This is a genomic window from Streptomyces sp. A18, from assembly GCF_059026065.1.
On the sequence record NZ_JBWLKL010000052.1, the window covers coordinates 14994 to 41533 of the forward strand.

16 protein-coding genes are annotated in these 26540 nt (G+C 70.5%); 14 read left to right on the top strand and 2 right to left on the bottom strand.

Annotated features, from left to right (window positions below):
• Positions 1–213 precede the first annotated feature (213 nt).
• A complete protein-coding gene (locus tag AC5P1C_RS39410; protein ID WP_493870798.1) occupies positions 214–1206 on the bottom strand; it encodes a PI-PLC domain-containing protein in 993 nt (330 codons plus the stop codon).
• 574 nt (positions 1207–1780) lie between these two features.
• Between AC5P1C_RS39410 and AC5P1C_RS39415 the strand changes: the two genes are divergently transcribed.
• Positions 1781–4765 carry a CARDB domain-containing protein gene (locus tag AC5P1C_RS39415; RefSeq protein ID WP_493870799.1) on the top strand — a complete coding sequence of 995 codons (2985 nt, stop codon included), beginning with the start codon at positions 1781–1783 and terminating at the stop codon, positions 4763–4765.
• 125 nt (positions 4766–4890) lie between these two features.
• Here the strand turns inward: AC5P1C_RS39415 and AC5P1C_RS39420 are convergent, their stop codons facing one another.
• Complete coding sequence (locus AC5P1C_RS39420; protein ID WP_493870800.1) at positions 4891–6171, bottom strand: YeeE/YedE family protein; 1281 nt, start codon at positions 6169–6171, stop codon at positions 4891–4893.
• A gap of 1281 nt (positions 6172–7452) precedes the next feature.
• Here AC5P1C_RS39420 and AC5P1C_RS39425 point away from each other — a divergent pair.
• From AC5P1C_RS39425 to AC5P1C_RS39485, 13 genes are all read left to right on the top strand, one after another.
• Positions 7453–8931 carry a sugar transferase gene (locus AC5P1C_RS39425; RefSeq protein ID WP_493870801.1) on the top strand — a complete coding sequence of 493 codons (1479 nt, stop codon included), beginning with the start codon at positions 7453–7455 and terminating at the stop codon, positions 8929–8931.
• A 73-nt stretch (positions 8932–9004) separates the two neighbouring features.
• Positions 9005–10321, top strand: coding sequence for a nucleotide sugar dehydrogenase (locus AC5P1C_RS39430; protein WP_493870802.1), 1317 nt, complete (start codon positions 9005–9007; stop codon positions 10319–10321).
• A complete protein-coding gene (locus AC5P1C_RS39435; protein WP_493870803.1) occupies positions 10311–11597 on the top strand; it encodes a glycosyltransferase family 4 protein in 1287 nt (428 codons plus the stop codon). Before AC5P1C_RS39430 ends, AC5P1C_RS39435 begins: the two co-directional genes overlap by 11 nt.
• Positions 11587–12948 (top strand): Wzz/FepE/Etk N-terminal domain-containing protein, encoded by a 1362-nt coding sequence (locus tag AC5P1C_RS39440; RefSeq protein WP_493870804.1) that lies wholly within the window; start codon positions 11587–11589, stop codon positions 12946–12948. Before AC5P1C_RS39435 ends, AC5P1C_RS39440 begins: the two co-directional genes overlap by 11 nt.
• Positions 12945–14483 (top strand): Wzz/FepE/Etk N-terminal domain-containing protein, encoded by a 1539-nt coding sequence (locus AC5P1C_RS39445; protein ID WP_493870805.1) that lies wholly within the window; start codon positions 12945–12947, stop codon positions 14481–14483. Before AC5P1C_RS39440 ends, AC5P1C_RS39445 begins: the two co-directional genes overlap by 4 nt.
• A gap of 3 nt (positions 14484–14486) precedes the next feature.
• A complete protein-coding gene (gene asnB, locus AC5P1C_RS39450) occupies positions 14487–16421 on the top strand; it encodes an asparagine synthase (glutamine-hydrolyzing) (protein WP_493870806.1) in 1935 nt (644 codons plus the stop codon).
• Between the two features lie 17 nt (positions 16422–16438).
• The gene (locus tag AC5P1C_RS39455; RefSeq protein WP_493870807.1) at positions 16439–18631 is read left to right on the top strand and encodes a bi-domain-containing oxidoreductase; all 2193 of its coding nucleotides are present in this window, start codon (positions 16439–16441) and stop codon (positions 18629–18631) included.
• Complete coding sequence (locus tag AC5P1C_RS39460) at positions 18628–20613, top strand: alginate lyase family protein (protein WP_493870808.1); 1986 nt, start codon at positions 18628–18630, stop codon at positions 20611–20613. Before AC5P1C_RS39455 ends, AC5P1C_RS39460 begins: the two co-directional genes overlap by 4 nt.
• A gap of 13 nt (positions 20614–20626) precedes the next feature.
• A complete protein-coding gene (locus tag AC5P1C_RS39465) occupies positions 20627–22183 on the top strand; it encodes a right-handed parallel beta-helix repeat-containing protein (protein WP_493870809.1) in 1557 nt (518 codons plus the stop codon).
• A 1-nt stretch (position 22184) separates the two neighbouring features.
• A complete protein-coding gene (locus AC5P1C_RS39470) occupies positions 22185–23420 on the top strand; it encodes an O-antigen ligase domain-containing protein (RefSeq protein ID WP_493870810.1) in 1236 nt (411 codons plus the stop codon).
• 2 nt (positions 23421–23422) lie between these two features.
• Positions 23423–24661: a glycosyltransferase gene (locus AC5P1C_RS39475; RefSeq protein ID WP_493870811.1), complete on the top strand. Its 1239-nt coding sequence runs from the start codon at positions 23423–23425 to the stop codon at positions 24659–24661.
• The gene (locus tag AC5P1C_RS39480; protein ID WP_493870812.1) at positions 24658–25893 is read left to right on the top strand and encodes a class I SAM-dependent methyltransferase; all 1236 of its coding nucleotides are present in this window, start codon (positions 24658–24660) and stop codon (positions 25891–25893) included. The genes AC5P1C_RS39475 and AC5P1C_RS39480 overlap by 4 nt, the downstream gene beginning before the upstream one ends.
• Positions 25890–26540, top strand: a 651-nt coding sequence (locus tag AC5P1C_RS39485) for a glycosyltransferase family protein (protein WP_493870813.1), incomplete at its 3' end; no start/stop codon positions are given. The genes AC5P1C_RS39480 and AC5P1C_RS39485, both read left to right, overlap by 4 nt.

The following is a 26540-nucleotide window of genomic DNA, read 5'->3' on the forward strand; positions in this document are numbered from 1 at the left end:
ACGCCACAGCACCGCGGCGGCGGGATGTTTCGGGCAGGACCGAAGCTCGTTGTCCGCCCCTGAGCCCTCGGCAAAGCTGATCAGCACGCGACAGACGTCGTGAACAGCCGACAAATCGCGGACATGTCATGGCACTGACGAGTATCAGGCGGCGAGCAGCTGCGGTGTCCGTTGCCGGTGCGGCGGCCCAGGCCCGGCGCGCCTCGGTTTGCGTCAGCCGCCGAAGGGGATGTCTTCGGGTGTGGCCATGCGGCGCGTGTCCGGGTGGGCCTTCACGTAGTCCGTGATGTACGAGATTGATTCCCGCACCGCGGTGTCGTCGGTCCCGCAGCCCTTCGGGCCGCTGACGCCGTCCGGGTAGCACGTCATCCGGTTGCCGTAGATCAGGCTGTTCACGGCCGCGCTCCCGTCGGTCGCGTCGAGCAGGGTGGCGGCGCGCGCCCTGTCACCCTTCCCCACCGTCCAGCCGACGGTCTGCGCGAGGGCTCCGGTGTCCCGGGCCTTCCTGGCGGCCGTGAGCTCCTTCTGGATGCCGCCGAACTTCAGCGCCATGCTGAACAGGCCGTTGTCCATCACGCGCTGGTTGCCGGGGACATTCGGCCCGTGCTCGGCGAAGCCGTCCCGGACCTGCGCGTAGTCGCCGCTGAAACTGACCGCTTCCTTGGGGTTCAGGTCCCCGAGGGCGTTCTTCCAACCGCTGCCGCCCTCCTTGCCGTAGAAGCCGTAGAGCACCCGGATGCCTCTGCTCTCCAGCTTCTGGCGCGCCATGTCCCGCAGTGCGGCCACGGAGCAGTGGCGCCACTCTGGGTCGTCGGCGTCGCACCAGTCGGGGTTCTTCATGTCCAGCCAGACGAAGGAGACGCTGCGTCCGCCCTCGTGCTCCTTTGCCACCTGGTCGAACATGTCCGACATGGTGTCGCCGGAGCTGGTGAGGGTGCCGTCGTGGTCCGCCCACCAGCCCTTGCGCCAGGCTGTGGCGTCGATCTCCAGCGCGTTGGCCCCGTTCGAGAGCGCCTTGGTCACCCCGCCGGTCGTCAGCACCCGGTGGGCGATGGCCCAGGTGGGGACCTGCCCGGAGGTGCTTGGTGCGGGCTTGGAGGTCTCGTCCGCCGGTAGGGCCGTCGCGGCTCCGGTACCCAGGGTGGCCGCGGAGACGACCAGGGCCCGTGGAAGCAATGCCGCGCGAAACGGACGTGGGGCGGCCATGAAGGCGGGTCCTTTCTGTTGCCCGGGGCTGCGTGGGGCGGCAGCCCGTCCCACTGTACGTTAAGTTACCGGCGGGTATTTTTTGGCGGCGGCGGGCAAGGTCTCCCTGCCCATCAGCGAGTTGAGAGACTCTGACAGCTCCACGCGGTGCGCGGCCGACTGCTGATCAATACCCGCGCGTGAAGCCGCAGTTGCGCTGCCGCGGGCCACGCCGGAGGGCTGAAAGCCACGCCACGCACCTCGCAAGATCCTGATGAAAACGAGCAAGAACTTCGCGTAGTCGGGTGGGTGTAGCGGCGCCTGGAGAACCGGCGCGGCACCCCGTTGGCCTGCGCCGTGGCGTCCCTGGTGGCTGGTGAGGCCTGAACTTCCCTGGGGCGTCCCGGAGTTGAGTGGCCTGTGCGAAGCGTTGACATTCCTGGGGTGTGCGGCAAATCTGTGCCCGTGGGCGCAAGAAGTCGACTGGATTCGGCAAATTTCAAATACCCGCCCATGGACCCCCCCGCTCCTCCCCGTGCTGCGTCGGCTAGGCGCACCGCGGTACCGCAGCCCTCCCCGTGGAACAGAGGACGCCATGAGATGGAAGCAACGCAGCCGGCGGCTGATCACCGCCGCGCTCAGCGCCGGCCTGATAGCCCTCGGTCTGGTGCCCGTCAGTGCCGGCGGTGCCGCCGCCCGGCCCGCCGCCGAGCCCGCGAACCTCGCCCTGAACAAGCCGATCGAGGCGTCCTCGTCGACGCAGAACTACTTCGCCACGAACGCCAACGACAACAGCACCAGCACTTACTGGGAGTCGAGCGGCCATCCGTCGACCCTGACGGTGAAGCTCGGCGCCAACGCCGATCTCGAATCGGTCGTCGTCAAGCTCAACCCCGACACCGCCTGGTCCACGCGTACGCAGAGCATCGAGGTGCTCGGGCGTGAGCAGTCGGCGCAGGGCTTCAAGTCCCTGAAGGAGCGCGCCGACTACAGCTTCAACCCCTCCGGGAACCGGAACTCCGTGACCATCCCGGTCAGTGGCCGGTACGCCGACGTCCAGCTGAAGATCTTCAGCAACAGCTCCGGATACGGCGCTCAGGCGGCCGAGTTCCAGGTGATGGGAACCCCGGCACCCAACCCCGACCTGACCGTCTCGAACCTCACCTGGGATCCCGCGAAGCCCTCCGAGAGCGACGAGACCACCGTGAACGCCACGGTGCGCAACACCGGCAGTGCGGCAGCGGGCGCGACCACGGTGAACGTCAGCCTCGGCGGCACCGTCGCGGGCAGTGCTTCCGTGCCCGCGCTCGGTGCCGGTGAGTCGGCTGTCGTCAAGGTGGGCATCGGCAAGCGCGCGCAGGGGAGTTACACCGTGTCCGCGGTGGTCGACCCGAGCGACACGATCGATGAGCAGAACGACGACAACAACAGCCGCACCGCCGATGAGAAGCTGACGGTCGGTCAGAGTCCCGGTCCCGACCTCGAGGTCACCGGGATCACGTCCAACCCGGCGAACCCTGCCGTGGGCGCCAAGGTCACGTTCGCCGCGAAGGTACACAACCGCGGGACCAGTGCAGTGAGTTCGGGGTCGGTGACCCGGCTGACGGTGGGTGGTTCCACCCTCGACGGCACGACTCCGGCCGTCGCCGCGGGCGAGACGGCCACGGTGAACATCAGCGGCAGCTGGACCGCGGCCAGCGGCGGCGCCACGCTCACCGCGACCGCCGACGCCACGGACACGGTCACCGAGACCAACGAGAACAACAACGTCTTCGCGCGCTCCATCGTGGTCGGGCGCGGAGCGGCTGCTCCGTACGTCGAGTACGAGGCGGAGGACGGTCGGTACGAGGGCACGCTGCTCGAAGCGGACGCCGAGCGCACCTTCGGGCACACCAATTTCGCCACCGAGTCCTCTGGGCGCGAGTCGGTACGCCTCAACTCGACCGGCCAGTTCGTGGAGTTCAGCTCGACCAGCGCGGCCAACTCCATCGTCGTACGCAACTCGATTCCCGACGCGCCGAGCGGCGGCGGCCAGTCGAAGACCCTCAGCCTCTACGCGGACGGCAAGTTCGTGCAGAAGCTGAACCTGTCCTCCAAGCACAGCTGGCTGTACGGCAACACCGACCAGCCCGAGGGCCTGACCAACACCCCGGGCGGCGACGCGCGGCGGCTCTTCGACGAGTCGCACGCACTGCTCACGCAGACGTATCCGCCGGGCACCAAGTTCAAGCTGCAGCGCGACGCCGGTGACGACGCCGCGTTCTACATCGTCGACCTCATCGATTTGGAGCAGGTGGCGCCCGCGGCGAGCAAGCCCGCCGAGTGCACATCGATCACCACGTACGGAGCGATCCCGAACGACGGCATCGACGACACGACCGCGATCCAGCGGGCCGTGACCGCCGACCAGAACGGCGACATCGCGTGCGTGTGGATCCCGGCCGGACAGTGGCGCCAGGAGCAGAAGATCCTCACCGACGACCCCTTGAACCGGGGGCAGTTCAACCAGGTGGGCATCCGTGACGTGACGATCCGCGGCGCGGGCATGTGGCACTCCCAGCTCTACACGCTGACCCCGCCGCACGAGGCGGGCGGCATCAACCATCCGCACGAGGGCAACTTCGGCTTCGACATCGACGACAACACCAAGATCTCCGACATCGCCATCTTCGGCTCGGGCGCCATCCGCGGCGGCGACGGCAACGCGGAGGGCGGTGTCGGTCTCAACGGCCGCTTCGGCAAGAACACCAAGATCGACGACGTGTGGATCGAGCACGCCAACGTGGGCGCGTGGGTCGGCCGCGACTACAGCAACATCCCGGAGCTGTGGGGACCCGGCGACGGCCTGGAGTTCACCGGGATGCGCATCCGCAACACGTACGCGGACGGGGTCAACTTCACCAACGGCACCCGGAATTCCACCGTCTTCAACTCGTCCTTCCGCAACACCGGTGACGATGCCCTCGCCGTGTGGGCCAGCAAGTACGTCAAGGACACATCGGTGGACGTCGGCCACGACAATGCCTTCCGCAACAACACCGTGCAGCTGCCCTGGCGCGCCAACGGCATCGCTGTGTACGGCGGTTACGGCAACAAGATCGAGAACAACCTCGTGTACGACACGATGAACTACCCCGGCATCATGCTCGCGACCGACCATGACCCGATCCCCTTCACCGGGCAGACCCTGATCGCGAACAACGGGCTCTACCGCACCGGCGGCGCGTTCTGGAACGAGGACCAGGAGTTCGGCGCCATCACGCTGTTCGCGCAGGGTCCGGACATCCCCGGTGTCACGATCCGCGACACCGACATCCATGACTCGACGTACGACGGCATCCAGTTCAAGACGGGTGGCGGTGCCATGCCGGACGTGAAGATCTCCGACGTGACGATCTCCAAGTCCAACAACGGCTCGGGCATCCTCGCCATGAGCGGCGCACGCGGCAGCGCGACGCTCACGGACGTGACGATCAGCGACTCGCGCGACGGCGATATCTTCAAGGAACCCGGGTCGCAGTTCGTGATCAACGGAGGGGGTGCCAAGAAGTCTTCCGTGCGGGCGTTCACCGCCCGGTAGCGGGCCGGTTCCAGGATTGACGGTCGTCCTCCGTGGCAGCCTCGTCGCGAGGTGCCACGGAGGACGCGGCCTTCACGCAAGTGGCGTCGTTTGGCGCCGTTCGCGCAAGTGGCGGCGGTGGCAGGTCAGCAGACGCTGTCCGTCGGCTTCGGGTTGCCCAGGCCGAACAGCGGGCGCAGGCGCAGACCCGCCCAGGTGCCGAGGATGGCCACGGCTGCCCAGATCCAGCCGTGGAGGGAGCCGGAGGCGATACCGGCCAGGTAGGCGCCGATGTTGCAGCCGCCCGCGAGGCGGGCGCCGACTCCCATCAGGATGCCGCCGATGACGGCGGCGAGCGCTGTGCGGGCGGGGATGTTGCGGTGCAGCTGCCATACGCCGCCTGCCGCCGCCGCGACGGCCGCGCCGACCATGATGCCGATGTCGGTGAGGCTGTTCTTGTCGGCAAGGACCGGCCCCGAGAGCTGGGCCGCGCTGTCGGGCTGCTGCCAGAAGGCCCAGGTCTCCGGCGCGCCGCCGAGTGCGTCCACGACCTTCGAGCCCCACAGCGCGAACGCGCTGGTGACGCCCCAGGCGCCGCCCGACACGAGCAGTACGCCGGCGCCGAGCACCGAAAGGACCACGGCGCCCGCGGCCAGCGGCCAGGAACCCCGCACCGTACGGCGGAGGGCGCCGCGCGCGGACGGCGGGTTGCCGACCGGCGGGGGGTTGCGGCGGGCCTGCACGGTGCGGGCGACGAACCAGATCGCGGCGAGCGCGGCGATGGTCAGGGACCAGGAGCCGAACCAGCCGACGTGATCGGACAGCACGTACGGGTCGAGGGCCGGCAGATCGTTCCAGAGGCCGAACTGCCAGGCGGCGAGGGTGGAGCCGGTGATGAAGCCGAGCAGCGTGAGCACGATGGTGCCCTGGCCGGAACCAACGGCAAACAGGGTCCCGGAGGCGCAGGCACCGCCGAGCTGCATGCCGATGGCGAAGAGGAAGGCGCCGATGAGCAACGCCACTCCGATCGGCCCGGCGCTGGGCGCGGGCACCGAGCCGAACAGGCCGCTGCCGGTGCCGATGATCAGGGCGAAGAGCGTCGCGGTGGTGCCGAGTAGCAGGGTGTGGGCCCGCAGACCGGTGCCGTTGCCGACGGCCACCAGTTGCCGCCAGGCGGAGGTGAAGCCGAACCGGGAGTGGAACAGAGCGAACCCGAGTCCGATGCCGAGCAGCAGCAGGACTCCGGGCTTGGCCCCGTGCTCCGCGAAGACGTAGCCGGAGAGCGCGACACCGATGGCGCCGGCGACCGCGAGCGGCACTCGCCTGACCGGCGGCGATGCCTCGGCCGGAGGGGCTGAGGCGGAGGTGGGGGACGGGGTGGGCACGGCGATCCGGGGCGGCGCCCCGGCATCGGGAGCGGTGGTCAAGGGGGTCTCCGGGAGCGGGAGGAGGAGGTGGTCGGACGGGCGAGGCTCGCGTGAGCGCCGGCCGATGGCCGCGTGAGCGCCTGGGCTTCAGCGCTCGGTGAGGCCTCGCTGAGCGAGGCGTCAGCGGCGACAGAGCGCGTCGTCGACGCTCCACGGCGTGGCCGCGAAGAGCGCGAGAGCGAGCTGACGGGCGGGTCCGAACATGCGCTCCACCATAGGGACCCCGCGGAGATCCCGAAACGCCGTCTCACATAGAGAACAGATGAATGAGACGGCGGCGGGGTGAGCTGGGGGAATACGGGGTGAGCGGGGGAGCTGGGGGAACCGCGAGTGGGGTAACAGAGGTCACCGGGGCTCGGGTGAGAGCGACCGGGCTTCACCCGCCGCCGGTCGTCTCAAGCCCGGCGGGGGAGCTTCTCGTGCCCGAGGCTCCCGAACCGCCCGGTGATCCGGAGTGGCCGAAGCGGCTGGAGTAGCCGGAGCGGGAGGGGAACAGGACGTTGTGGCCGGTTCCCGCGGGTGCTCGGTGGGCGCTCCGCTTCTGGTACCGGCGGATCCGGTCCGCGCCCCCTGCCGTATTTCTGCGCCCCCTCCAACGGTGCCTAGATCCAGGGGAGTTGGCGACGGCCACGATGTGGCCGTCAGGGGGTGTTCAACTCGGCCCGGACGGCGTCCAGTTGCCCGGTTCTGGACGTCTCGAGGATCTCCGGTTCCGGGGGTCGGAGAGTGTAGTCATTGCAGGCCAGGAGGGGCGTATCCCTCGTTGAAGTGTCCGTCAGTAGTGACCGATCCGTGTATCCGGACACAAAGGTTGAGCACAACTTGCACACATCCCCTCTCCATACCGGCCTCGATGGTCTAGATTGACCGTGCTTCAGCTGTTTGAGCCCGAGGCGACCATTAATGATCAATAGGTCCGGCGCCATGGACAACCAGTTCCGCGTCCCCCGGCGTCAGGCTTGGGGGTGATCAATTCTGGGAGCCCGAGGGGGACTTGGGGTGCGGGGGCACCCCGGGGTTTCGGTGGGTTCCGAGCATCTCGAAAGTCTGGCAAGGCATGCGGATCCGCTGCCCGCCAGGGTGGGGTTTGAGGGGTTTCGAGCAGTGCCGAACAGCTGGAATGTCGTGCTCGGGAGGCGGGGGTCTCCCGTGGGGAGGGACAGCGCGGCGCGGGGGGCGGGGGTCTCCTGCGGGGAGTGACAGCGCGGGGGGAGGGGTCCTCCCGGGGGGAGGGGCAGTGTTGGGCGAACACGTCGAACCACTGGGGACCTGGGGGGTTCTGTGCAGAGGGGGGAATTAGTCAGCCCGTTTCCGTCGGCGCGCGGGCGTCTGGCGAACGGGGCGATGGACCGGCCCGCGACCGATTGGGAGCAGCGGTACCGACGTACCGTGATCACCGGCGACACTCTGGCCACCGCCTTCGTGGTGGGGGCCATCGGCAACTTCTTCGGGGCCCGCGACGCGGCCAACTGGCATGAGAAGTGGGTCATTCTCGCGTTCGGCACGGAACTCCTCGTGCTGGGCGCGCTCGCGGTGAGCCGGGCGTGGGCCCCGGCGGTGCTCGGCCAGGGTGCCGAGGAGTTCCGCAGGCTCGGACGCTCGCTGTTCACGGCGGCCGTTGTCCTGGCGCTCGGCGGGATCGCCCTCACCTCCCGCAACATCAAACTCTGGATCTTCGTCGCGATCCCCGCGATCGCGCTCGTCACGATGACCGCGCGGTATCTGCTGCGCCTATGGCTGCACAAACAGCGTAAAGAAGGACGATGCCTGCGACCGGTGCTCGCTGCCGGGAGCCTGACCACCGTGCTCGACCTGATCACCCGAGCCCGTAAGTCACCGCACCTCGGCTGGCGGGTGGAGGCGGTGTGCACGACGGACGGTCTCGGCCTCGACGGTGACCATGTGGACGGAGTGCCGGTCGTCGGGCCGCTGGCGGACGTCGCCAGTCACGTACACCGCGACGGCTATCGTGTCGTGGCGGTCACACCGGACCCGCACTGGTCGCCGGACCGGCTGCAGCGCCTTGCCTGGAACCTCGAGGGCAGCGACGCCGAGATGGTCGTCGCCCCCGTCCTCATGGAGGTGGCGGGGCCCCGGCTGCACGTCGACGCGGTGCTCGGGATCCCGCTGCTGCGGGTCAGCATGCCGGCCTTCACCGGTGGCCGCCGCGTGGTCAAAGAGGTCGTGGACCGGCTGGGCGCGGCCATCCTGCTGATGCTCTTCGCGCCGCTGATGGTGCTCGTCGGGCTGCTCGTCCTCGTGGACAGTCGCGGTGGGGCGGTCTACCGCCAGCGCAGGGTCGGCAAGGGCGGCCGCGAGTTCACCATCTTCAAGTTCCGCACCATGGTCGCAGGGGCCGACGTGGCACGCGCCGAGCTGGCCGATAGCAACGAAGGCGCAGGCCTGCTGTTCAAGCTGCGGAGGGATCCGCGGGTGACCCGGCTCGGCACGATGCTGCGCCGGTACTCGATCGACGAGCTCCCGCAGCTGTTCAACGTGCTCGCCGGATCGATGTCGCTCGTCGGCCCGCGGCCTCCTTTACCGGAGGAGTCCGCCGCGTACGGCCCGGACATCCGGCGGCGGCTCCTCGTCAAACCCGGGCTCACCGGGCTGTGGCAGATCAGCGGACGCAGCGACCTGCCGTGGGAGGAAGCGGTCCGGCTCGACCTTCGGTACGTGGAGGACTGGTCGCTCGCCCTGGATTCAGTGATCTTGTGGAAGACGCTGCGTGCGGTGCTTCAGGGGCAGGGGGCCTACTGATGCGCGCAGGGCGTCGTCCGGTCGGCGAGCGGACGGCAGGCCAACAGGGCCTGCCCAGGGGGAGGAACGCGTCATGAGAGTCAGCGTCTTAGGTCTTGGCTACGTCGGCTGCGTGTCGGCCGCGTGCCTGGCCAGCATGGGCCACGAGGTCATCGGTGTGGACGTGAACCAGGTGAAGGTCGACCTGGTCAACGACGGCAAGGCACCGGTGGTCGAGGAGCGGATCGGCGAGCTCATCGCCGAGGTCGTGCGGAGCGGAGCGCTGCGCGCCACCGCCGACGTCCGCGAAGCGATCATGGACAGCGAGGTGACGCTGGTGTGCGTGGGCACGCCGTCGGAGCCCAACGGCAGCCTGTGCACCACGTACTTGGAGCGGGTCACCGAACAGATCGGCACCGCGCTCGCCGAGCGCGGCGGGCGGCAGACCGTCGTGTTCCGCAGCACCATGCTTCCGGGCACCTGCCTCAACCTCCTTGTACCGATCCTGGAGAAGCACGTCGGCGGCACGGCCGGGGTGGACTTCGGGGTCGCGGTCAACCCGGAGTTCCTGCGCGAGGGCACGAGCGTGCGGGACTTCTTCGACCCGCCCAAGACCGTCGTCGGCGAGTTCGACCCGGCGAGCGGCGACGCGGTGGCGGCGCTGTACGAAGGCCTGCCCGGCGAGGTGTTCCGGGTGCCGATCCCGACGGCCGAGGCCATCAAGTACGCGGACAACGCGTTCCACGGCCTCAAGATCGGCTTCGCGAACGAACTGGGCGCGGTGTGTCAGGCGCTCGGGGTGGACTCGCACCAGGTGATGGACGTGTTCCTGTCCGACCGCAAGCTGAACATCAGCCCCGCCTATCTGCGTCCCGGCTTCGCCTTCGGCGGCTCCTGCCTGCCCAAGGACCTGCGCAGCCTGGTCCACGCGGCGCGACGGGCGGACGTCTCGGTGCCCATCCTCGCCCACGTACTGCCCTCCAACTCCGACCATCTGCAGCGCGCGGTGGAGCTGGTCGAGCGCACCGGCAAGCGCCGGGTGGGCCTCTTCGGCCTCTCCTTCAAGCCCGGCACCGACGACCTGCGCGAGAGCCCGCTCGTCGAGCTGGCGGAGAGACTCTTCGGCAAGGGCTACGACCTGAAGATCTACGACGCCAACGTGAGCCTGTCCCGGCTGATCGGCGCGAACCGCGAGTACATCGAGACCCGCCTTCCGCACCTCGCGCAGCTGCTCGCGGACTCCGTCGGCGAAGTACTCGAACACTCCGAGGTATGCCTGGTCGGTACCAGGGATCCTGCCGTCCTGTCCGCGCTGCCCCATGGCGAGGGACCGGTGCTCATCGACCTCATCCACCTTCCCGACGCCGAAGCGCGCCGGGCCGAACCCGGGTACGTGGGCCTTGCTTGGTGACACATCGTTCGACGACATGATCAGCGGCGACCGGCCTGGCCGACGCGCGCTGATCCTGGTGGAAAACCTGTCGGTGCCCTTCGACCGGCGGGTGTGGCAAGAGTGCACGACGCTGCGCGACGCCGGATGGACCGTGCACGTCATCTGCCCCCAGGGGAGCAAGCGCGACACGGAGCCGGAGGCCGAGATCGACGGGGTGCGGATCCACCGCTACCCGTTGCGCGCGGCCACCGGAGGTCCCGGCGGCTACCTGCGGGAGTACGGATCGGCCTTGTGGCACACGATGCGGCTCGCCCGGAAGGTCGGGCCGGTCGACGTGGTCCACGCCTGCAACCCGCCCGACCTGCTGTTCCTGCCCGCACTGTGGCTGAAGCGGCAGGGCGCGCGGTTCGTCTTCGACCAGCACGACCTGGTGCCCGAGCTGTACCTCTCCCGGTTCGACCGCGGCGAAGACCTGCTCTACCGCGCCGTGTGCGCGCTGGAACGCATGACCTACCGGGCCGCGGACGTCGTGCTCGCCACCAACGAGAGCTACCGCGACGTCGCGATGCGCCGTGGCGGCCGACGCGCCGCGGACGTCTTCGTGGTGCGTAGCGCGCCCGCGATCGAGCGGTTCCAACCGGTGCCGCCCGAGCCGGAGTTGAAGCGCGGCAAGCCCCATCTGCTGTGCTACCTCGGTGTCATGGGCCCGCAGGACGGCGTCGACTACGCCTTGCGTGCCCTCGCGAAGCTGCGGGACGAGCTCGGGCGGACCGACTGGCATGCGGTGTTCGTCGGCTCCGGCGACGCCTTCGACGCGATGGTGGAGTTGTCCGGGCGGCTCGGGCTCTCCGAACAGGTGCAGTTCACCGGGCGCATCCCGGACGCCGACCTGGTGCGCTACCTGTCCACCGCGGACGTGTGCCTGTCTCCCGACCCGCGCAATCCGCTCAACGACGTGTCGACCATGAACAAGGTCCTCGAGTACATGGCGATGGGGCGGCCGATCGTCTCGTTCGACCTCCGGGAGGCGCGCGTCTCCGCCGGAGAAGCAGCCGTGTACGCGCCCGCCAACGACGAGGCCGCCTTCGCCGCGCTCATCGAGCTGCTCCTCGACGACCCGGAGAAGCGGGCCCGGATGGGCAAGATCGGCCAAGAGCGGATCAGCGGCGACCTTTCCTGGCGGAACTCGCAGGCATCGCTGCTCGCCGCCTACGCCGTCGCCTGCCACGGCCGCACCCCGGTGTCGGCGGACGGCCGGGGCCTGGCGGGGAGGAGGCCGCGCCGTGGGCGATGACACGATACGGCTGGTCACGATCGGTCGGATCCTCCGCCGGCGTTGGCGGCTTCTCGTCGTCCTCGCCGTGGTGGGCGCGCTCGTCGGCTACGGCACCTCGGTGCTGTTCCCGCCGCGGTACACGACGTCGACGTCGGTCCTGCTCGCGGGGAAGTGGGAGGAGCGCGAGCTGCTGACCCAGGCGGAGATCGCCGCCAGTTCGGCGGTGACCGACCGCGCGGCCACCACGCTCGGCTGGAGCGGCGTCAGCGGCAGTGAGCTGCGGGAACGAGTGAGCGCCAAGGCCGCGGACGGGAACATCATCAAGATCTCGGGTACGGCAGAGACACCGGAGCGCGCGCAGCAGCTCTCCGACCGGGTGGCCAAGGAGTTCGTCGCGTTCACCGCCAGGATCGCGGGCGGCGACCCCGACGCGGCCACGGGGCCCGAGGCGCTGCGGAAGAAGGTCGTGGAGACCAACCGCCTCATCACCGAACTGGCCAAGTCGGCCGATCCGGGGCGGACCGTGGAGGGCGTACAGGTCCGTACCGAACTCGAGCAGCTGCGCACCGAGCTGCAGGAGGCCATGACGAAGCTGGACGAGGCCGACCCGGCGACCGACAAGGCGGGCATGGTCGTCATGGGCCCCGCCGTCCGGCCGACCGGTGAGGCACCGCCGACGAGGACGCAATTCATCGTCGCAGGGGCGCTGTTGTTCTTCCTGGTCGCGGTCATCGGTCATCTCGCCGCCGTGCGGGGGAGCCGCCGACTGCGTACCGAACCTGAGATCGCAGCGGCGCTCGGCTCGGCGCTCATCGGCACCGTCGACGTGCCCGGTGAACGGTCCGCGCTCCGGCCCGAAGCCCACGGCGCGCGGGCCCGCTTGCGCCGGTTCCTGGACATCGACACCCGGTGGGACATACCGGCCCCGCAGACGTCCGTCGACGAAGCGGGCACGCGGATCCGCTACCGGCGGGTGTGGGCCCGCCTGAGGGTCCAACTACCGGGCGCACGGCGGCTGCTGGTCGTCGTGCCGGACGGCGACGAGATCGCCCGCCGGGCCGCCGCGCAGCTCGCGGCCGAGGCCACGAACGATCTGATGCCGCGGGTGGTGGAGGTCTCGGTGTCCCAGCCGATGGTGCCGGACCGCGACGCCGAGTCCGGCGCCCTGGTCGTGCTCAGCGCGGGCAACTGGACCGCCGGGGAGCTCTCCGGCATCGCCGGGGCGTGTGCGGACGGCCGACACGAGGTCGTTGGCATCGTCGTCGCCTGCACGGTCCGGGACCGCCCGACACGGCCCGACGGCCATACCCCGGACAACCCCACTCCGGCGCTCGCCGCTCGCGGCGGCGCGACGGGAGGTTCAGTGTGACGACGAGTACGACTTCGGATGCGTCGGCAGCCACACCGCTGCTCGACCTGCAGGCGCTGGTCGTGTCGGTGCGCAGGCGCCGGCGCCTCTGGAGCTCCCTCGCGCTGATCGGGCTGCTGATCGGTGCGGCGTTGGCGGTCCTGCGGCCGCCGCCGCCGGCCGCGGTGGCCAAGCTGCTGGTCGCGCATCAGGAGGACCAGCCGAACGACACCGGCACGTTGATCCGCACCGACGTGGAAGTGCTGCAGACCACGCGGATCGCCGACAAGGCCCTGCGGTCCCTCAAGTCCTCTGAACGCCCGGCGGACTTCATGCAGGACTACCGCGGCACCGGCCTGACCAACAACCTGCTGCAGATCGATGTGACGGCCGACAGCGACGCGGAAGCGGTCGCCCGTGCCAAGGCATTGGCGGACGCGTTCGTCGCCGACCACGTACGGCGGATGCAGGAAGCCGCGAAGGCCGAGGCCAAGGCCCTGGGCGACCAGCGTGACCGCATGCGGACCGAACTCGCCAAGGTCAACGAGACGATCGGGGACAGGTCGCCGGAGACCGACCCGGAGGCCGACCCGGAGGCGGCGGCGGGCATCGAGTCGCTCTACGCCCGCCGGGCCGAACTCACCTCGCGCATCGCCGACTTCGACCTGCGCGCCGAGGAGGCGCGCATGGGCACGCCCAAGGTCGTGGCCGGCACGCAGATCGTGGACGCCCCGCGCGCCGTGGAGCACTCCCTGCCCAAGGCCCTCGTCACCAACGCCGCGATCGGGCTCGTCATCGGGCTCGTCATCGGGCTCGCGGTGGCCGCGGTCGGCACGGTGGTGGCGAACCGCCCCGTGCTGCGCCGGGAGATCGCGGCGAACCTGGGCGCCTCGGTCATCGCGGAGCTGCGCGGCGTGCCCCGCCTGCGATTCGGGCTCTGGCAGAGCAGACGGACCCGGGCGGCGCATGAACGGCTCACCGCGACCCTGTCCCGCACCGTGCGTAGTTCGGCGGAACCGGTGTCGCTCCTCGAACTGGGCTGTGCGCGCACCACGAGCGTGATCGCCATGGACCTCGCCAGGGCACTGGCGGCGGAGGGGCCGGTGGTCGTCGTCGACGGCCTGCCGGGCCCGCAGCTCGCCAACTACCGCCAGAAGCCGGGAGATCCGGCCGTCGTCAGCGGCGAGCGTGCCGCGGCCGTGCCGCGTGAGGAGCGCCGGATCGGGGTCGGTTCGATCGCGCCGGGCACGGCGTGGACCGGCCTCCCGGACCTCGGATCCCAGACCGTGCTCGTCGTACGAGCCGGGCACGGGAACACCGCGTGGCTGCACACCGTGGCGCGCCAGCTCGCGGACCTGCTCATCCCGGTGACCGGTGTCGTGCTGATCGACCCCGATCCACGGGACCGGACCGACGGCACCCTGTGGGACGGGCTGCACACCGCGCTGCGCGGCCAGAGCGAACGCCTCGCCCGGCAGAACGGGGCGGGCCGGCCGTCGACGGAGCAGCCCTCACGGGCCGTACGAGTCCCGGACACCGACCAGGAGGCGCGGTAAGACGTGTGTGGCATAGCAGGTACCTACCGATGGCCGGACGGGAAGGTCGTGACCGACCGGCTCACCGATACCCTCGCTCACCGCGGCCCGGACGGGGCCGGACGGTACGACCACACCACCGGTGACGGCGAGGTGCACCTCGGGCACCGCCGACTCGCCATCATCGACCTGTCCGAGACCGGCGCCCAGCCGATGGTCTCGGACGGCCTCGCCCTGACGTACAACGGCGAGCTGTACAACGCGCCCGAGCTGCGGGCCGAACTGGCCGCCGCCGGGGTGCGCTTCCGCGGCACCTCCGACACCGAGGTGCTCCTGGAGGCCTGGCGGCGCTGGGGCACGGACTGCCTGCCCCGGCTGCGCGGCATGTTCGCGTTCGGGATCTTCGACGAGCGGACCGGTGAACTGGTGCTCGCCCGCGACCAGTTGGGCATCAAGCCGCTGTTCCTGCTCCGGCGCGGTACGGGACTGGCGTTCGCCTCCGAGCTCAAGGCGCTCGCCGCCGCCACCGGCGGGTCGCTGCAGGTGGACGAGGCGGCGCTGGTGGCCTCGCTCCTCTATTACTGGGTGCCGGATTCGCGCTGCGCGTTCCGCGAGGCGGAGAAGCTGCCGCCGGGGAGCTGGCTGCGGTGCAGGCCCGACGGCCGTATGGAGCGCGGCAGTTACTGGAACCTGCGGGACGTCGCCGCCGAGGGCAGGGAGCGGGCCCGGAACGGCGAGCAGCCGGACCTGGCCGCCGTCGTCGAGGAGTCGACCCGACGTCACCTGCTCTCCGACGTCCCCGTGGCGACCTTCCTCTCCGGCGGCCTCGACTCCAGTTACCTGACCGCGCTCGCGGCCCGCGACCGGCCCGGGATCTCCGCCTACACGATCGGATTCCGCGCCGAGGACGCCAAGTTCGAGGCGATGCCCGACGACCTGCGCCATGCCCGGCAGGTGGCCGAGCGGTTCGGCGTCGACCTGCACGAGATCGAGATCGCTCCGAACGTGCTCGACCTGCTGCCGCGGATGACATACCACCTGGACGAGCCGATCGGCGACCCCGCCGCGATCAACACGTTCCTGATCTGCCAGGCAGCCCGGGAGGCCGGGGTCAAGGTGATGCTCTCGGGGATGGGCGCCGACGAACTGTTCGCCGGTTACCGCAAGCACCTGGCCAACCTGATCGCGCTGCGCTACCAGCGCGTCCCACGGCCCCTGCGGCGCGGGGTTTCAAGGGCCGTGGACCGGCTGCCGGTCGCCACCGCCCGCCGTGGCTACCGGTCGGTGCGCTTCGCCAAGCGGTTCCTCTCCTTCGCCGACCTGCCGGAGGAGACCGCGTTCCGGCGCAGCTACACCATGTACGACCAGGCGGAGCTGCTCGCCCTGATCAACCCGGACTTGGCCGGGACGGTCGACGACGTACTGACCGAGCACGCGGAGATCTACGAGGACAACGACCTCGACGACTTCGTCAACCGCATGTGCCTGGCCGACGCGCGGATGTTCCTGCCGGGCCTGAACCTCGCGTACACGGACCGCTCCAGCATGGCCGCGTCGACCGAGGTACGGGTGCCGTACGTGGACGTCGAGGTGGTCAGGGCGGCGTTCGCCGTGCCCGGCGACCGCAAGATCGCCGGACGGCAGGGCAAGGCCGTCCTCAAGGAGGCGGCCACCTCGATCCTGCCCCGGGAGATCGTCTACCGGCCCAAGGGCCTGTTCAGCGCCCCGTTGCGGGCCTGGATGAGCCGGGATCTCGCGCCGCTGGTGCGCGAGGTGGTCAACGACGGCGTGCTCGTCAACTCCGGGTTCCTGCGCCGCGACGCGCTGGCGCGGATGGTCGCCGAGGACGCCGCGGGGCAGCGGGACTTCTCCAAGCATCTGTGGCATGTGCTGACCCTCGAGTACTGGTACCGCGACGCGACCGCTGGGTCCGGCCAGAGCACTCGGTTAACGGCTTAGGAATCAGAGGAGTTCGGGTGAAGCAGGTTGTTCAGAACTACAAGAGCGGCGAGCTGGCGGTGCTCGACGTGCCGGTGCCGGGATGCAAGCCGGGCGGTGTCCTCGTCCGCACCGCCTACTCGCTGATATCCACCGGGACCGAGCTCATGAAGGTGTCCGAGGCCGGGATGTCGATGCTCGGCAAGGCCCGCTCCCGGCCGGACCAGGTGGCCAAGGTCGTGCAGAGCGTGGCCACCAACGGGGTGCCCGCCACCTACCGCAAGGTGATGGGAAAGCTGGACTCCTACACCCCCCTCGGCTATTCGCTGTGCGGGGTGGTCGAGCAGGTCGGCGCGGGGATCGACGACGTGAAGGTCGGCGACCTCGTGGCCTGCGCGGGCAACGAGCACGCGCTGCACGCCGAGCTGAACTGGGTGCCCAAGAACCTCTACGCCCCGGTGCCGGGCGGCCTCGCGTCGCGGCACGCGGCCTTCGGCACCGTCGGGTCGATCGCGTTGCAGGGCGTCCGGCGCGGCGAGCCACAGCTCGGCGACGTGGCCCTCGTCATCGGCCTCGGCCTGATCGGGCAGCTGGTGGTGCAGCTCCTCGCCGCCTCCGGGGCCCGCGTCGTCGGCGTCGACCCCGACCCGGTGCGCTGCGAGCTCGCCGAGCGCCTGGGCGCGGCGGCCTGCGGCGATCCCGGGTCCGCGGCCGTCGAGGCCGCCGTCGCCGAACTCACCGGCGGTCACGGCGCGGACCAGGTGTATCTGGCCGCCGGCGGAGCCAGCAACCAACCCGTCGAGCTGGCCGCCCGGCTCTGCCGGGACCGCGGCCGGGTCGTCGACATCGGCAAGTGCCGCCTCGACCTGCCGTGGAACGCGTACTACGAGAAGGAACTCGACGTCCGGTTCTCCCGCTCGTACGGCCCCGGACGCTACGACCCGGAGTACGAGCTCGAGGGTCGCGACTACCCCATCGGCTACGTGCGCTGGACCGAGCGCCGCAACCTGGCGTGCTTCCTCGACCTCGTGGCCCGAGGACGCGTCGACGTGGAGCCCTTGGTCTCCCACGTCGCCGACTTCGATGACGCGGTCGAGACGTACCAGCGCCTGAAGGAAGGTGACTTGAAGGCCGTGGCGGTGCTGTTCCGCTACCCCGACCGGACGGGCCGAGAGGAGGCCGCGGCCCCGGTCGTGACCGTGCCCGCGGTGAACGTGAGACGGAGTCCGGCCTTGTCCACCACGACGCCCGTGCGCCTGGCCTTCGTCGGCGCCGGGAACTACGCGACGTCGATGCTGCTGCCGCACCTCACGCGGCGCGACGGCGTCGAGCTGTCCACGGTCGTCACCACCACGGCACTGTCCGGGGCCAACGCGAAGCGGAAGTTCGGCTTCGCCGAGGCGACCACCGATCTGGACGCCGTGCTCGGCGACCCGTCCATCGACGCCGTGTTCGTGGTCACCCGGCACAGCTCGCACGCCGAACTGACCCGCAGGGCACTCCTCGCCGGCAAGGCCGTGTTCGTCGAGAAGCCCCTGGCCCTCAGCGAGGACGAGCTCGCCGGTGTGCTGGCCGCGGTGGAGGAGTCCGGCAACGACCGGCTGCAGGTGGGCTTCAACCGCCGGTTCGCGCCGCTGCTGCAGGAGGCCAGGAAGCGGTTCGGCGCCCGGACCGGCCCCGCGAGCCTCCGCTATCTGGTCAACGCGGGCCAGTTGCAGCACGGCAGCTGGTACCTCCAACAGGGCACCGAGGGCTCGCGGTTCGCCGGTGAGGGCGGGCACTTCATCGACACGGCCGGCTGGCTCCTCGAGGCCGACCCGGTCTCGGTGTACGCGGTCGCCACGTCCGGCGGCGACGACCTCCAGGTCGTGCTGCGCTACCCGGACGGGTCCACCGCCACCATCAGCTACGTCACCAGCGGCGCGGCAGCATTCCCCAAGGAGACGCTGGACCTCATCGCCGACGGCAAGGTGCTCCGGCTCGACGACTTCGTCCGTGCCTCGGTCTTCGCGGACGGGGGAGTGGGCCGCAAGCGCTGGGTCAGCTCGCGGCTGCCCAAGGCCCGCGACAAGGGCCAGAACGCCGAGCTGGCCGCGTTCATCAGGGCGGTGCGGTCCGGCGGACCGATGCCGGTGCCGCTGGAGTCGCTCGTCGCGACCACCGCGGCCACCCTCGCCGTGCGGGCCGGACTTGCCGGCGGCGCGCCGGTGACGTTGGCGAGGGCGCGATGACGGTGAGTTCGGGGAGTCCGGGCTGGTACCTGCGGCGCCTGTCCCGGATGGGACCGCGGGAGATCGGCGGTCGGGTGGGCGACGCCGTGCGCAGGCGGCGGTGGCGGTCGACTCCGCCGGACTGCCCGAGCGTGACCGGCGCGCGGTTCACCGCCGTACTGCCCGCCGGGACGATCGCCGCGGTGCCACCGGACGCCGCGAAACGCCTCGTCGACGAGGCGGACCGGCTGATGGCCGGGCACGCCGAGTTCTTCGGCGTGGTCCGCGACGACCTGATCGACCCGGACTGGTGGTACGACCCGAAGACCGGGCGCCGGGCTCCCTGGGGCTACGCCTTCGACGTGCCGTACCGCGACGAGGACGCGGTCGGGGACATCAAGCAGATCTGGGAGCCCTCCCGGCACCAGTACCTCACCGTGCTCGCCGCCGCCTACACGCTCACCGGGAACGAGCGGTACGCCGAGCGCGTGGCCGAGCATCTGCGCTTGTGGTGGGCGGCCAACGCACCGCTGCGCGGCGTGCACTGGATCAGCGGCATCGAGCTGGGGATCCGGCTGCTGTCCTGGGTGTGGATCCGCAGGCTGCTCGACGGCTGGCCGGGCGCGGCCGGTCTCTTCGAGGACAACCCGGTGGCGCTGAACCAGATCTGGCACCACCAGCGCTGGCTCGCCGCCTTCCCCAGCCGGGGATCCTCGGCCAACAACCACGTCATCGCCGAGGCCGCCGGGCAGTTGGCCGCGGCCTGCGCCTTCGGGTGGTTCCCCTCGTCGGAGCAGTGGCGAGCGGGTGCGCTGCGGTCCCTCGATCGGCATCTGCGGAGCAACACCTTCGAGTCGGGCCTCAACCGCGAGTCGGCCACCGAGTACCACGGACTCGTCCTTGAGCTGGGCCTGGCCGCGGTGGCCGAGGCGGACGCCGCCGACGTGCCGGTCCCCGCGTCGGTCCGGCTCGTGCTGCTGCGGATGACCGACGCGCTCGCGGCCATCGTGGACGGCCGGCTGCGGCCGCCGCGCCAAGGGGACGCGGACGACGGGCACGGTCTGATCGTGGACGGCGCGGGCACCGACCGCTGGGCCTCGCTCCTGGCCACCGGTGACGCCGTGTTCGGCCGCCTCCACTGGTGGCCGGAGGCGACTGGCACCGATGTGCGCACCCCGCTCCTCACCGCGCTCATCCGGCCGTACGCGAAGGACGGGACCGCACCGGCCGCGGCCCGCCCGGCAGGCAGGCCGGACCACTTCGCAGACGCGGGCATGACCATCCTGCGCGGCCCGGACGAGATCTGGTGCCGCTGCGACGGCGGTCCGCACGGGTTCCTGGCCATCGCCGCGCACGCCCACGCGGACGCGCTGTCCGTGGAGGTCCGGCACGACGGGGTCGACGTGCTCGCCGACCCGGGGACGTTCTGCTACCACGGGCAGCCCGAGTGGCGGCAGTACTTCCGGTCCACCATCGGCCACAACACCCTGCAGCTGGACGGCGCCGACCAGTCCGTCTCCGGCGGCCCGTTCCTGTGGACCCGGCATGCCCGCAGCCGCGTCCTGGCCGTGCGGACGTCCGGCGCGTCCGGCGCGTCCGACGGGGGGACGGCCAGCTGGTGCGCCGAGCACGACGGCTATCAGCGCTCCGTGCACCGCCGTCGGGTGGAACTGACCGCAGCGACCCAGGAGTTGCGGGTGGTCGACGAGGTGCGCGGCCCGCGCCGGGCGGCCGTGCGCCTGGCGTTCCACCTCGGTCCGGCGATCGCGGCGGACCTGGTGGGGAACTGGGCGGTGCTCACCTGGACGCGGGACGGCGAGGACCGCTCCGCGGTGCTCGACCTGCCAGGACAGCTGTCCTGGCAGGCGCACCGCGGCGAGAGCGACCCGCCGCTCGGCTGGTACTCCGCGGGCTTCGGGCGCAAGGAACCCGCCACCACGCTGGTCGGCACCGGCTTCGCCGCTCCGGAGGGGTTCACGACCGTACTCAGGTTCTGCGGCTAGGGGGATGGGACACGTGGGGGTCAAGAAGCGGCACTGGGCGTTGCCGGTGGCACCGCTGGTGCTGGTCCTGCTGGCGGTGACCGGCTGCGAGAGCGCGCCCGGCGACCGGGCGGAGCCGACCGGTGCGCCGTCCGAGTCCGGTGCGCCATCGACGTCCGGTGCGCCGACCGGCGCCGTGGCCCGGGTGTGCGCCAAGCCCGCGGCCGGCCCCGCGAAGGCGCCGGCGGGCGCGGTGACGGTCGACCCCTCGGTGGTCGGTGACCTGGCCGCCAAGACCAAGAGCAGCCCCGCGAACACCACGTTCTGGCTCCGTCCCGGCAACCACAGGCTCGATCCGGACCGCTACGCCCAGGTCATCCCCAAGAAGGGGAACCGCTACCTCGGCGCACCAGGAGCGGTGCTCGACGGGCACAAGACCAACCAGTACGCGTTCGGCGGCAGCGCCCGCGACGTCACCATCCGCCACCTGACCGTGCGGCGCTTCGTCGCGCCGCAGGACCAAGGCGTGGTCAACCACGACTCGGCCGACGGCTGGGTGATCGAGCACGCGACGATCGAGCACAACTCCGGCGCCGGTCTCATGGCCGGGGCCCGCCAGAAGGTCCGCGCCAACTGCCTGCGCGAGAACGGTCAGTACGGAATCAACGCGTACAAGCCCGGCGACGCCATCCGCGACCTGGTGATCGAGGGCAACGAGATCGTGGGCAACAACACCGACGACTGGGAGCGGCGGCGCAAGGGCTGCGGCTGCACGGGCGGCATCAAGTTCTGGGCCGTCAACGGCGCCGACGTCCGCGGCAATTGGGTGCACGACAACCGGGGAACGGGGTTGTGGGCGGACACGAACAACAACGACTTCCGCATCGAGGGCAACGTCCTTGAAGCCAACGACGGTGCCGCGCTGATCTACGAGACCAGCTACAACGCGGTCATCCGGAAGAACACGATCCGGCGGAACAACTGGGTCGAGGGCCGCAGGTACGCCGACCGCGGCGACGACTTCCCGTTCGCGACCATCTACCTGTCCGAGTCCGGCGGCGAACCACGGGTCAAGGCCCGCACGGACAAGGTCGAGGTCTACAAGAACGTCCTCGAGGACAACTGGTCCGGGATCACCCTGTGGGAGAACGCCGACCGGTTCTGCAACAGCCCGGCCAACACCTCGTCCGGTGACTGCACGTTGCTGGTGAAGGACACCGACCGCTGTGAGCGGCCGGGCATCACCACGGCACCGCTCTACGCCGACTGCCGGTGGAAGACCCAGCGGGTCGACATCCACGACAACCGCTTCGACCTCGACGCGTCCGTCGTCAAGTGCAAGGCGCAGTGCGGCCTGATGGCGGTCCTCGCCAACTACGGCACCTATCCGGACTGGTCGCCGTACAAGGGCACGCGGGTGGCCGACGCCATCACCCGGAAACAGGACAACCGCTGGCACGACAACGTCTACATCGGACCGTGGAGCTTCGTCGCCCACGACCCGAGCGGAAAGCTCGACTTCGGACAGTGGCAGGGCGCTCCGCACGAGCAGGACGCGGGCAGCACCTTCCGTCCACGGAGCGGTGGTTGAGATGGGCACGGACCACACGCCGAAGATCGTCGGCACGGTCTGGGGGCTGCTGATCCTCAACACGCTCGGCTCCGCGGGTGCCGAGACCATCATCCCGCTGCCCCGCTCCCTCATCCAGATGGTCACCATGGGGGCCCTGGTCGCCGCGTTCGCACTGGCGCTCGCGGTCAATCTCCGGCCGACCATCCGGCCCAGCGCCTTCGTGTTCCTGCTCACCCTGCTCCTCGTGCCGAGCGTGATCTCCAGCGTGGACCTGGAGTCCGGGTTCGGCGCGCTGTTCCGCTGCGCCAGGTTCGCTCTCTTCGTCGCCACCCTGTGGCTGCTCAGCCGCTGGTGGGACGGCGGCCTGACGTTCGTACGGCACCACATCCGGATCTACTTCGCGGTGCTCGGTTCGGTGGCCGCGGGCGCGCTCATCTCACCGGGCGCGGCCATGCCCGACGTCTACGGCGGCCGGCTGGTCGGCGCGTTGTGGCCGCTCACCCCGCCCCAGATCGGCCAGTACGCCGCGGTGATCATCGGGCTCACCGTGCTGCTGCTCATGGGCCGCAGGACCGACAAGGTCAGCGCGGCGGTGGTCATCGTGCCGTCCTTCGCCCTGCTCGCGCTGACCCATACCCGGACGGCCACGCTCGGACTGCTCATCGGCCTCGTCCTCGCGATCGGTTCGCTCGTCCTGACCAGCGCCGCAGCGCGCCGGTTCTTCGCCTGGGCGGTGGTGTGCGCCGTGGTGGCCGTGGTGGGGTTCAGCTCCGCGCTGCAGGCGTGGTTCCTGCGCGGTCAGACCCAGGAGTACTTCTCCAGCCTCAACGGCCGGGCCAAGGTCTGGGACGCCCTGCTCGCGGCGCCCCGGTCGACCTCGGAGCAGCTGTTCGGCGCGGGCCTCGGAGACAAGTCGTTCGGCGGCCTTCCGATCGACAACAGCTGGCTGGCCGTCTACCACGAGCAGGGTCTGATCGGCGGCGCCATCGTGGCGATGATCATCGCCGTGCTCGGCGGTGTCGCGTTGCTGCGGCCGCCGTCGCTGTCGAGGGCCTGCGCGCTCTTCCTGATCAGCTACTGCGCGATCGCGTCGTACACCGAGGCAGGTCTTGGCGACGCATCGCCGTATCTGCTCCATCTGGCCCTGGCCGCCTCGCTGTTGGCGGCTCCCGCCGAGGCCACCCCCCTGCCGAAGCCCGTGGTCTCCCGACCACGGCGCATCCCGCGCTGGGCCAAGAGATCGGAGGTGACTTGAGCATGCACGTCCTCGTGGTGCACAACCGCTACGCCTCGGCGCAGCCGAGCGGGGAGAACAAGGTCGTCGACCAGGAGGTGGAGCTGCTGCGCGCGGCCGGCCACCGGGTCGAGCTGTTCGAGCGGCGCAGCGACGACATCGCCGCGCTGTCGCTGCCGAGCAAGGCCGCTCTGCCGCTCCTCGTGCCGTGGAACCCGGCGGTCCGCTCGGAGCTCGCCGCCCGGCTGCGCACCTCACGCCCTGACGTGGTGCACGTCCACAACGTCTTCCCGCTCCTGTCGCCCGCGGTCATCGCCGCCTGCGCCGACGCCGACGTGCCCGCCGTCGCCACGCTGCACAACTACACCCAGATCTGCCCGCCCGGCACGCTGCAGCGGGACGGCAGGCCATGCACCGAGTGCGTCGGGAGGGCGCCGCTGCCCGCCGTCCGGCACGGCTGCTACCGCGGATCGCGCCTCGCGACGGTGCCGCTCGCGGTCAGCCTGTCGGTCAACCGGCGGCGGTGGTGGTCCGGCGTGGAGCGGTTCTTCTGCATCTCCGCGGCGCAGCGCGACGTCCTCGTGGCGGCAGGCATGCCGGCCGAACGCCTTGCGGTGAAGCACAACTTCGTGCCAGACCCGGACGCCCGCCGGTCGGACGACGGCGAGCACCTGCTCTACCTCGGCCGGCTCGCGGAGGCCAAGGGCGTGCGGCTGCTCATGGCCGCGTGGGACGAGATCGCGGCGGACGGCGGTGTGGGCGTACCGCTCGTGATCGCCGGGACGGGGCCGCTGGAACCGGAGGTGACCGCCTGGGCCGCGGGCCGGGACGACGTGCGGTACGTCGGCCTGTACGACACGGCGGAGTGCCGGAAGGCCATCGCCCGGTCGGTGGCCGTGGTGGCTCCCTCGACGTGGCTGGAGGCCTTCGGCCTGGTGGTCGTCGAGGCGATGGCGGCCGGGGTCCCGGCCGTCGCCGCCGGTCACGGCGCCTTCGTCGAACTCGTCGACGACGGGGTGACCGGACTGCTGCACCGGCCGGGAGAGGCGGCATCGCTCGCGTCCCGCATACGCCGGGTCGCGGCCGATCCCGTCCGCAACCGGGAGATGGGCCGGGCGGCCCGACGCCGATACGAGCAGGGGTTCAGCCCTGCCGTCGGTCTCGACCGTCTGGTGGAGGGGTACCGCACCGCGATCGCGGGTCGGTCAGCACTGGGCTCGCGGCGGGGCACCCGCGCGGGCAGGGATGGGGGCAGTAGATGACACGATGCCGACTCTGCGGCTCGGCGGCGATGGGGAGCGTCGTCGATCTGGGGGCGACACCGCCGTGCGAGAGCTTTCTCTCCGCGGACCAACTGGACGAGCCGGAGCCCGCGTTCCCGCTGCATCTGCGGGTCTGCACCGACTGCTGGCTCGCGCAGATCCCGCCGCTGATCACACCGGAGGAGACGTTCAAGGAGTACGCGTACTTCTCCTCCTTCTCGACCTCCTGGGTGGAGCACGCGCGTACGTTCGTCGCCGATGCCGTACAGCGACTTGACCTGGGCGATGACGCCTTCGTGGTCGAGGTCGCCAGCAACGACGGCTACCTCCTGAAGCACCTGGTGGACCGGGGGATCCGCTGCCTCGGCATCGAGCCGTCGGTGAACGTCGGTGCCGCGGCGCGGGAAGCGGGTGTGCCCACGCTCACGGAGTTCCTGAGCCCGGACACCGGCGCCGCCGCCCGCGCCGAGCACGGCCCGGCGGACCTGGTCGTGGCGAACAACGTGTACGCGCACATCCCCGACGTGGTCGGGTTCACCCAGGGGCTGCGCGCCCTGGTCGCCGACGACGGCTGGGTCTCCATCGAGGTGCAGCACCTGCTGACCCTGATCGAGGAGAACCAGTACGACACGATCTACCACGAGCACTTCCAGTACTACACGGTCGCGTCCGCGATCCGAGCCCTCGCCAGCGGTGGACTCGCCCTCGTGGACGTCGAGTTGCTGCCCACGCACGGCGGCTCCATCCGGCTGTGGGCCCGGCCGGTCGGGGTGGCCGGCGAGGTGTCCCCACGGGTCGCCGATGTGCTGGCCCGGGAGAAGGCCGCAGGGCTCCAGGAGCTGTCGGGGTACACCGAGTTCTCCGCCCGCGTGGCCAAGGTGCGCAGGGACCTGCTGCGGTTCCTCATCGACGCGACCGAGCGCGGCGAGCGGGTCGTCGGCTACGGAGCACCGGGCAAGGGCAACACCCTGCTCAACCACTGCGGAATCCGGCCCGACCTGCTGGCGTACACGGTCGACCGCAACCCCTACAAGCACGGCAGGTTCACCCCGGGCACCCGCATCCCGATCCTGCCGCCCGAGCAGATAGCCGCCGACCGCCCGGACTACGTCCTGGTCCTTCCGTGGAACCTGCGGGACGAGCTGGTCGAGCAGCTGTCCTTCGTGCACGCCTGGGGCGGCCGTCTCGTCTTTCCCGTCCCGGAACTGAGCATTGTCGAGGTCAAGCCATGAAGGTCGTCCTGTTCTGCGGCGGTTATGGACTGCGCATGCGCAGCGGAGCCGCCGACGACATGCCCAAGCCGATGGCGATGGTCGGCCCCCGGCCGCTGATCTGGCACGTCATGCGCTACTACGCGTACTTCGGGCACACGGAGTTCATCCTGTGCCTCGGGTACGGGGCGCACCACATCAAGGACTTCTTCCTCAATTACGAGGAGACGACGTCCAACGACTTCGTACTGCGGGGCGGGCAGACCGAGTTGCTCTCCACCGACATCGCCGACTGGACGATCACGTTCGCGCAGACCGGGATCGAGTCACCGATCGGGGAGCGGCTGCGTCGGGTGCGGCACCACCTGGACGGCGACGAGATGTTCCTCGCCAACTACGCCGACGTGCTCACCGACGCCCCGCTGCCCCAGATGATCGACCGGTTCGCCCGGCGCGACGCCGGGGCGTCGATGATGGTGGTGCCGCCGCAGTCCTCGTTCCACTGCGTGGAGCTGGGCGAGGACGGCCTGGTGGGGGGCATCACCGCGGTGAGCGAACTGCCGCTGTGGGAGAACGGCGGCTACTTCGTGCTCCGCCAGGAGATCTTCGACCACATCCCGGAGGACGGGGACCTGGTCGCCGACGGATGTTCCCGCCTCGCCAAGCAG